The organism is Bacteroides sp. 11BF (assembly GCF_019633765.1).
GTDB classification, from domain to species: Bacteria; Bacteroidota; Bacteroidia; order Bacteroidales; family Bacteroidaceae; genus Bacteroides; species Bacteroides hominis.
Window position 1 is genome coordinate 1 of record NZ_JAFKPJ010000098.1, and the last position, 363, is coordinate 363.

Here is a 363-nt window from a genome sequence, read left to right on the forward strand (position 1 = left end):
GTATTCTCTTGAGATTTGCTGCAAAAATAGCCATTGCTCCTTGCATTTTCATACATGACAGTCCGTAGGGCTGCGCCCTGTCATATCCATATACCTGTTTCAGTTCCGCATTTTTAGCTCCCGGTTTATAACATCCCTCCCGTTTTGAGCAGCATTGACACTTATGCACATCAAAATAATAAGTATACGCCTGATTCCATGCTCCATTCTTTCTCCCTTGTTGTGCCCTACGTATAGCTATATGGCCGGCAGGGCAAACAAACATGCCGGCATCCTTATTGTAATCAAACTTGTCTTCCTCCTTTCTGAAACCTTGGCTGATACTGGGATTCAATTTAGCTACCAACTCAAAGTGTTCATCAC

The 363-nt window shown here is 43.3% G+C and carries 1 pseudogene; it reads right to left on the minus strand.

Annotation, left to right across the window (positions count from 1 at the left end):
- A pseudogene (locus JZY04_RS21120) lies at positions 1–363 on the minus strand (IS5/IS1182 family transposase); the annotation flags it as partial.